The following is a 6,786-nucleotide window of genomic DNA, read 5'->3' on the forward strand; positions in this document are numbered from 1 at the left end:
GCGCTGGTGGCTACTTTTGCCGAAGTCTTTGAGCCAGAAAGCCAAGACTTTTATGTGCAGTGTTTGCTCCAGCTTCTGCGGGCCAGCGAGCAAAGCCGGATCCCCATCGTGGCCTACATAGACACCACCTACACTTCCGATCTGGTGACGTTGCTGAAGCATTGTTTTGACCTACCCGAAGCTCCACAGCTTCACGATGCGCAACTGCTCAGCCCCTGGTTGGAGTGGGGGGATCGTACGCCTTTTTTCATCTGTGCCCGCGGCGGCAGCCTCAACCCCCAAGATGGGATCCTCAACTCCTACCAAGAAATGCGGGAGCGAGTGGGGTTTGTTTACCTGCGCACCAATGACAACTTTCCGGCCCGCTTGGAAATACCCGTTTGGGTTTATGAGGCAGGACTGTTGGACTGGTTGGTGGATCTGGTTCGCTGTGAGGTGGTGATTGGGCGAGGTTATCCTTATGTGCTGGAGACAGCCGATCAAATAGCCGTTATCCGCAATGAGGATCGCAACCTTTTCTTGCGTCTCATGCAAGATTGGGCCGCTCGCGAAAAGCTGAACCTAAGGCTATCCCGGAAAACAGTAAGTAAATTACAGCGGAGACGAGTTCGATGAGATTGGGAAAGGTAGTTCGCTCCAACAATCACTGTGATTATGTGGTGCAGGTGGACGATGCTTTAGAAGTCAAAAATCCGCCGGCTCCTGATGACTATGGCTTCGGCAGCTTTGTCAAGCTAGAAAGCGACCGGCGACACTGGGCCGTAGGTCTGGTTTACAATACCCAACTCCTGAATCCGATGTTCCTCAATTCTGGGCCGCGCCTTTCCAGCCAGCCGGATCCCTATTTTTCCCCCGATCTGCAGAATGAGGTGCGCACGCTACTCTCGGTGGTCTTAATCGGGGCCTTGGATGAAGAGCGCCGCTGTGGCCGGCAAGGGATCCCACGCGTGGTGGTGCCTGTAAACACGCCGGTTTTTCGCATGAGCCGGGAAGAGATCCTGCGCTTTCACCAGGATCCCCAAGGTCAAACCCAATTTTCCTACTATGGTTTGCTGCTGAGTAGCGGCGGCAACTTTGCCAATCATTTGATCTACCAAGTCTTGAACGACATTACGCCGATGTTTGCCGATCCAGCTCAACGGCGAGCTCTGCAAATCTTAAGCAAAGAATTGGCCTGGAAAATGACTGTAGGAGCGATGCGCTAATGCCCCAAAAAATCACCGATAATGGCCACCATCCAGAAGCCACCCTCTCTCCAACTGAGGACTCTCCAGAGGTAATTGGCACCGTCAAAGGGCCTGGAGAAACCTCTAACCAATATGTTTTCATCACTTCCAATACCCAAGCGGTAAAGGTGGGCGATTTCGTCTACTACGAAGTCCAGGATCCCCAATCGCAAACGCTGCAAATCTTGGGTAAAATTAGCCAAGTTCAGCTCCTGGATCACATCCCCGATCGCATCTTTGCCGATACCGAAATCGATCCCAGCACCATTGTGGCTCTGGTGGGCTTTACCCATCCCAATCCGGAAATCTATGCGGTTACCGTCGAGGTCATCGGCTATTTCAATCAGAAGATGGGCTTTATTAACCCCCGCCGCGCTCCGGATCCCGGTGCCAAGGTTTTTCTGGCCTCCAATCGTCTGCTGAAATCAATTTTGAACAAACGAGATGAAACAGCCATTGGGGGTGCTCACTTGGGCAGCCTGTTGTTGCGCGATGAGGGAGCAGTGCCCGTAGTACTGGACGTCAAGGAAATGGTCAGCACCCATCTGGCCATTTTGGCGGGGACAGGATCCGGCAAATCTTATACAGCAGGGGTTTTGATTGAAGAGCTGCTTTTGCCTAAAAACCGAGCTGCCGTCCTCATTTTCGATCCCCACGGGGAATACCACACGCTGGCAGAAATGCAGTCCCACCCCAAGTTTTTTGGGGAAGATGGCTACCGACCCAAAGTCAAGGTTCTTTCACCGCAGGAAATTAAGATTCGCGTATCTTCTCTCAACTTCTTTGATATTCTGACCCTGCTGCCGGAAACCAGCGATCGGCAAAAATCTTTTCTGGAAAAAGCCTTCCGCAGAACAACTCAATTTAACCCACTCCGCTGGACGATTCAGGATTTAATCGATGCCGTAAATGAAGCCGATTCTGCAGAAGATGGATCCCAAGGATCCTCAGCCGCCGCCTTGGAGTGGAAATTAGAACAGATCGACCGCTCTCCTTATTTCAGCAATGTAGAACATCTGGCCCCCAAAGACTTGTTTGAGCCGGGGCAGGTAACCATCCTGCAAATGCATGAGATCAGCCAAGAAGAACAGCAGGTGATCGCTGCTGCCATCTTGCGCCAGGCCAACTATGCTCGGATCAATACCCACAAAGGCAAGATCCAGCCGGGGGACGAAAATTACTTGCCTTATCCCGTCTTTATTTTGCTGGAAGAGGCCCATCGGTTTGCCCCTGCCCACGAGCCTTCCCGTTGCAAACAGGTGCTGCGCACCATCCTCAGCGAAGGACGCAAGTTTGGACTGGGAGTAGGGCTGATCACGCAACGCCCTGGCAAGTTGGACTCGGATATTCTGTCTCAATGCATGAGCCAATTTTTGATGCGAATTGTCAACCCTGCCGATCAGGAAAATTTGCGCCACAGTGTCGAGGCTGCCGGACGGGATCTGTTACAGGAATTGCCCGCCTTGAGCAAAGGTCAGGTGATCATCTCCGGGGTGTGCGTCAATACCCCTGTACTGTGCAAAGTGCGGCAGCGCTACACGCAGCATGGCGGCGAAACGTTGGATATTCTTGGCCTCTGGCAAAGGCATTCTCAAGAACACCACCAGCGGGATCGCTTGGCTCAGTCAGCCCCTCTCAAACCGCGTCCTCAACCTCAGGTAGTGGACGGACTCAGCATTGATTAGCAATGGCCCAAAACTCCAACTGTGGCCTGATCTCAATCGCTGAATCTGCCAAATCTACAATCCGAAACCACTGCTTGATTGCAATACAATTCATTTCACAGAAACAAGTTTTGGGGCGAGCAGGATGAGGAAACAAGCCCTTTTGCCAGGTTTGCTGGGCATTGCCGTTGCGGTTCTACTGGGATCCGGGCCTGCCTATGCTCAGTTGCGGCTGATCCCCGAAGCGGCGCGGCGGGTGTACGAGGCATTGCCGGATCTGCCGCTGGAAAACGTCTACACCCCCATTAACCCCAATGACGGCGGCCCTACGCCTGAGGAAGATACCTTGGTGCGGCGGATGATGGTTTACCATCTGCAGGTGGCCGGTCGCTCCCCGACCGACCGCTTTGACTGGCAACTGACGCTGGCGGACTATTTTGATGCCAATGAGCCAATCATCGCCCAACGGTATCCCGGTGCCGACCGCCTCACGGTCAACCCCTACGCCCAAGACAAAGCCGTTGTACAATCCCTGAACCGGCAACAGCGACAGGCCCTGCTGGAAGCCCTTGTGCTGGCCTTCGGTGGGGATCCCAACCCAACGCCCCTCTACATTCCCACCGACGGGGATCCTGCCCCTACCCGTCCCACCCCAGAACCTATGAAGCCCTTGCTGCTTCCCGGCAGCGGATCCGCTGACTTGCTCAGGCCCTAGCCGAGGTTTCCCGCTAACTCAGGGCTTGGCCAGTATAGTTCTCAATGCAGCGCAGGAACAGCTCTACCCCAATGCCAAGGGCAGCCTCATCGAAGTCGAAGCGGGGGTGGTGGTGAGGGTAGTTCAGGCCCCTTTCGGGGTTGGCGGATCCCAAAAAAAAGTAGCAGCCGGGCACCTCGTTGAGAAAAAAGGAGACGTCCTCGCCGCCCATGGTCATTTCTGGGATGATCCTCGCCTCTGGGCCAAACACCTCGCGGGCAGACTGTTCCACCAGCGCTACCATAGCAGGATCGTTGCAAACCGCTGGGTAGCCCCGTTCGTACTGAAACTCGTAGGTGGCCCCGTAGGCTTGGCAAATGCCGGCAACGATTTCTTCCATACGTTTTGAGATCAAATCCCGCACTTCCGGCTGAAAGCTGCGCACGGTGCCCCAAATCTCAGCTCTAGGGGCAATGACGTTAAAGGTATCGCCAGCCCGGAAACGGCCCACCGTCACCACCGCCGGCTGCAGCGGATCCACATTGCGGGAGACAATGGTCTGCAAAGCATTGACAATGTGGGATCCCACCACAATGGCATCTACCGTCTGCTGGGGAAGGGCAGCATGTCCGCCTCGCCCGATCACCTGAATCTGAAAGCGGTCGGCAAAGGCCATCGAGGGGCCACTTTTCACGCCAATAGTGCCCAGAGGGCGATTATTCCACAGGTGTAGGCCGAGGATGGCTTCCACATCCGGGTTTTTCAGAACCCCCGCCTCCAGCATGAGCTTGGCTCCGCCGGGGCCTTCTTCGGCAGGTTGAAAAATGACCTTGACCGTGCCCTTGAGGTGTTGACGGTGCTGTTGCAGCAGCTTGGCGGTGCCCATAGCAATGGCCGTATGGCCGTCGTGGCCACAGGCGTGCATGACGTTGGGGATGGCGGAGCGGTACTCGACTTCATTGGCCTCATGAATGGGCAGGGCATCCATATCGGCCCGCAGCGCCAAAACCGGCCCCGGCTGCTCTCCCTCAATGGTGGCCACGATGCCGGTGTGGGCAATGCCGGTCTGGTGAGGGATCCCCCAACTTTTCAGGCGCTGGCTGATGTAAGCAGCGGTTTGCTTCTCCTGGAAGCCCAGCTCAGGATACTTGTGGATGTGGCGGCGCCAGGTCACCAACTCGGGTTGTAAAGCTCGAACAGCAGGGCGAAGCGCAGGGACAGACATGACCTGAAAAACAAAAAAACAAAAATGTCTTGGAAAACCTTCACCGATAGCCAGTGTTGGTTGCATGCAGTTGCCTGTCGATTTTGCCCAGTATGGCATTGCTGAGGCTGCTTTCCGCTCGGCGTCGAGGTGGACATCTAGGCCCACAGGGATCCGGTTTCCGGCGGTAGATCTTGCCAGCGGCCCGGCCCCACAGCTCGCAAAGCCTCTTGCAAGGAGATCGCCCCTGAGTAGAGGGCTTTACCCAAAATGGCCCCCGTCAAACCGGGCAAGCTCAACAAAGCCAGCAAATCCGTTAGCGATCCGATTCCCCCCGAAGCAATCACAGGCAGGCGGGAGATGGCGAGGATCTCCTGCAACTGTTGTAGGTTGGGGCCGGCCAGGGTGCCATCCCGGCCAATGTCGGTGTAGATGATGCCGGCGACGCCCTGTTCCCCCACCCGTTGCACCAATTCGGTGGCCCGCAGGGGAGTGGTGCTCAGCCAACCGCGGGTGGCCACCTGCCCTTGCCGAGCGTCGATCCCCACCCAAACCCGACCGGGGAAGGCTTGGGTCATAGCCTCCAGGGTGTCAGGATCCTCCACGGCCAGGGTGCCAACGATCACCCGATCCACCCCCAAATCCAACAACTGCCGCGCCCGTTCCAGGGATCGGATCCCACCCCCCACCTGCACCGGGATGGCCAGGCTGCGGACAATGCGCTCAATGATGGGCAGGTTGACTGGATCCCCGCTTTTGGCTCCGTCCAGATCGACCACATGCAGGCGAGGGGCACCCTGTGCCGCCCAAGCTTCGGCCTGCTGGATGGGGTCATCGGCCACCTGTTCCGCCTGAGCATAATCCCCCTGGTAGAGGCGCACGGCGTGGCCCTGGAGAAGGTCGATGGCGGGGATCACCTCTAAGAAGGCGCTGGTGTAAGGCATGATTGGGATCCCTTAGGGGCTTCTCCAGTATCGCCCAGGGGGGAGAATGGGAAAACCTTTTGGGGCGACCATGAACGCACGTCAACTGGCCCTCTTGGCCTTGCAGAAGATCGAGCGGCAAAACGCCTATGCTGACGTGGTGCTAGAGCACCTGTTGGCCCACAGCCACCTGATCCCTGCCGACTGCCGCCTGGTCAGCGAGCTGGTGTACGGCGTTACCCGCCGTCGTCGCACCCTCGACGCCCTAATCGACTGCTTTGCCCAACGTCCTGCCCACAAGCAACCGCCCGATTTGCGGCTCATTCTGCACCTTGGCCTCTACCAGCTGGCTTTTTTGGATCACATCCCCCCCAGCGCTGCCATCCACACCAGCGTGGAATTGGCCCGCCAGATGGGGCTGGGGTCCCTGACAGGGGTGGTGAACGGCATCTTGCGCGCCTACCAGCGGCAAGTGTTGGATCAGCCAGAGAAGGATCCCCTCAAGCCCCTCGAGGACACTCTGCCAGCCGACCCAATTCAGGCTTTGGGGATCCGGCACAGCTTTCCCGACTGGCTGGTGCGTCTGTGGTGGGAGCAGCTGGGGCCAGCAGAAGCCGAGCAGTTGTGCGCCTGGTTCAACCGACCGCCCCACCTAGATCTGCGGGTTAACCCGCTGCGGGCAGAGGTAGACAGGGTCATCCAAGCCCTGGCAGAAGCAGGGATCCCTGCCCTCCCCATCTCCGAGGTGCCGGGTGCCTTGCGACTTCAGGATCATGCTGGCGACATCACGGCCCTGCCCGGCTTTGCCCAGGGTTGGTGGAGCGTTCAAGATGCCAGTGCCCAGCAGGTGGTGCATTGCCTGGATCCCCAGCCAGGGGAGCGGGTGATCGACTGCTGCGCTGCTCCGGGCGGCAAGACCACCCAAATAGCCCAACACATGCAGGATCGGGGGGAAATCTGGGCTTTGGATCGCCACCCCCACCGTCTGCGGCGCCTGGAGGAAAATAGGCAGCGCCTGGGCTTGAGCTCAATCCGTCCCCTGGCCATCGACCTGTTATCCCTGAGCGCTGCCGCC

At 57.4% G+C, this 6,786-nt stretch carries 7 protein-coding genes; 5 read left to right on the top strand and 2 right to left on the bottom strand.

Translation table 11 applies throughout. From position 1 onward, the window contains the following. The 4 genes from NW837_RS06225 to NW837_RS06240 all read left to right on the top strand — a co-directional run. A partial coding sequence (locus tag NW837_RS06225; RefSeq protein WP_414329889.1) for a DNA double-strand break repair nuclease NurA occupies positions 1–615 on the top strand: 615 nt, incomplete at its 5' end. Next, entirely contained in the window at positions 612–1,205 is a 594-nt protein-coding gene (locus NW837_RS06230; protein ID WP_011433556.1) for a hypothetical protein, read from the top strand. The genes NW837_RS06225 and NW837_RS06230, both read left to right, overlap by 4 nt. Next, positions 1,205–2,911, top strand: coding sequence for an ATP-binding protein (locus NW837_RS06235; protein ID WP_414329890.1), 1,707 nt, complete (start codon positions 1,205–1,207; stop codon positions 2,909–2,911). The genes NW837_RS06230 and NW837_RS06235 overlap by 1 nt, the downstream gene beginning before the upstream one ends. A gap of 124 nt (positions 2,912–3,035) precedes the next feature. Further along, positions 3,036–3,605: a hypothetical protein gene (locus NW837_RS06240; RefSeq protein WP_414329892.1), complete on the top strand. Its 570-nt coding sequence runs from the start codon at positions 3,036–3,038 to the stop codon at positions 3,603–3,605. A 13-nt stretch (positions 3,606–3,618) separates the two neighbouring features. Here NW837_RS06240 and NW837_RS06245 read toward each other — a convergent pair whose 3' ends face one another. Together NW837_RS06245 and hisA are read right to left on the bottom strand one after the other, a co-directional pair. Next, positions 3,619–4,809 carry a M20 metallopeptidase family protein gene (locus tag NW837_RS06245; RefSeq protein ID WP_414329894.1) on the bottom strand — a complete coding sequence of 397 codons (1,191 nt, stop codon included), beginning with the start codon at positions 4,807–4,809 and terminating at the stop codon, positions 3,619–3,621. A gap of 137 nt (positions 4,810–4,946) precedes the next feature. After that, entirely contained in the window at positions 4,947–5,732 is a 786-nt protein-coding gene (gene hisA, locus NW837_RS06250) for a 1-(5-phosphoribosyl)-5-[(5-phosphoribosylamino)methylideneamino]imidazole-4-carboxamide isomerase (protein WP_414329896.1), read from the bottom strand. Between the two features lie 70 nt (positions 5,733–5,802). Between hisA and rsmB the strand changes: the two genes are divergently transcribed. Continuing rightward, positions 5,803–6,786, top strand: a 984-nt coding sequence (gene rsmB / locus NW837_RS06255) for a 16S rRNA (cytosine(967)-C(5))-methyltransferase RsmB (RefSeq protein WP_414329898.1), incomplete at its 3' end; no start/stop codon positions are given.

This window comes from Synechococcus sp. R6-10 (assembly GCF_047461815.1).
GTDB lineage: Bacteria > Cyanobacteriota > Cyanobacteriia > Thermostichales > Thermostichaceae > Thermostichus.